This window comes from Parafannyhessea sp. (genome assembly GCF_051876455.1).
Lineage (GTDB): Bacteria > Actinomycetota > Coriobacteriia > Coriobacteriales > Atopobiaceae > Parafannyhessea.
On sequence record NZ_JBJEHW010000008.1, the window covers coordinates 1 to 1,500 of the forward strand.

Annotated in this window: 1 protein-coding gene; it reads right to left on the reverse strand. The window is 70.2% G+C overall.

The features are described from left to right. Positions 1-74: 74 nt before the first annotated feature. Positions 75-1,500: isopeptide-forming domain-containing fimbrial protein (locus ACI38Z_RS00410; protein WP_439788216.1), on the reverse strand; the 1,426-nt coding region annotated here is incomplete at its 5' end.

Consider the following 1,500-nt stretch of genomic DNA (forward strand, 5'->3'; position numbering starts at 1 on the left):
TCAGCGGACGCATCCGCATGATTACCAAAACCGTGAGCGACGGGCCTTGCCGAACCCACGCGGGGGCCTGGGCCCTAGCGTTGGTTCTTCTCGCCCCTCTTGCGCACCCTTAGGCCTATCACCGCCAATCCGGCTCCCGCGAGCGCCAGCAGAGCGACCGGCGCAAGGTTGATCAGGTCTCCCGTCTTGACGATCCCGTTGCCGCCCTTGCTCGTGGGCGGGACGGTGGTCGTGGGGGTGTTGAGGATGCTCGCCTGGGCGAGGCTGGTGGAGCCTTCGACGGCGTCCGCGCGCAGCGGGCTTTCCGCCTGGATGGTGAGCGTGGGGTGCGCGGAGGCGACCTGCCTCACGTCGAGGCCCGTCACGGTGAGGACCAGCTTGCGCGTGCCCTCGAAGCGCTGGTAGCCCTCGGGCGCTCTGGCCTCGCTCACGCGATAGGTGCCGGAGTCCACGCCGCTCAGGCGCACTTGGCCCTTGGCGTTGGTGGTCACGGTCTGGCCGGACTTGTGCCAGCTGCCGTCCTGCGCCAGGTGGCGGCCCTGCGGGTCCGTCACGCCCAGCACCGCGCCGCTCAGCACGGCGTCGCCCGCGCTGGAGCGCTTGGTCAGCAGCACGTCCCAGGTGTAGGCCGTGGCGTCGTCCTTGGGGGTGCTCAGGTACTCCTGGTAGCTGAAGGGCGACTTGGGGTACTTGAGGACGACCTCGTTGGGGTTGCCCTCGGCCGCGCCGTGGTTGCACTTCTGGTTGAGGGGCGCGTTGTAGATCACGCACACCTGCGCGCCGCCGGCCTTGAGCGCATCCGCCCCGAGCGTCGCCACCAGGTTTGGCGACTTGACGGAGAAGGACTGGCCCTCCACCGCGATGGTGCACTGGGCAGTCACGTCCTGCCAGCCGGCCGCGTTCTTCTCCCCCGTGGTGGGGACGTCCGAGGTGGACTTGACCCACGCGGAGCCCGTACCCGCCTTGACGTACACGCGGGCCGAGGACGCGACCTTGCTGGGGTCGAGCCCGGCGGACATCGTGTCCGCAAACACCACGTCGTAGCTGGTGTAGCCCTGCACGCCCGCCGGCACGGTGGCCTCCAGGCGCCACAGCACGTCGTCGCCCACGTTGGCGTCGGCCGCCTTCTGCCAGGCGGAGGTGCTGTTCTCCTGCACGTGCTTGGTCACGGTGGGCACCGCGGACTTGGGCTTGACGCTCTTGCTGCCGTCGCCCACCAGCACGAAGACCGGCGCGGTGCCGCTCTGCTGCTCGCCCAGCGCGGACTCGTCCGCCACGATGAGCCAGTAGCCGTTCTGCAGCGTCGCGGCCTTGCCCGCCGTCAGCTTGACGGGCGTGGCGCCGCCGTTCATGAGCGCGGACGCAAGCGCGTACGCCACGGAGTTGCCGTCCGAGAGGTTTGCGTTGATCCAGTCCACCGCGTCCTGCGCGGTGGCGGTGGGGGCGCCCGCCTTTGCGGCCGCATCGCGCGCGGCGGCCGAGCCCCACGCGAGGTTGCTT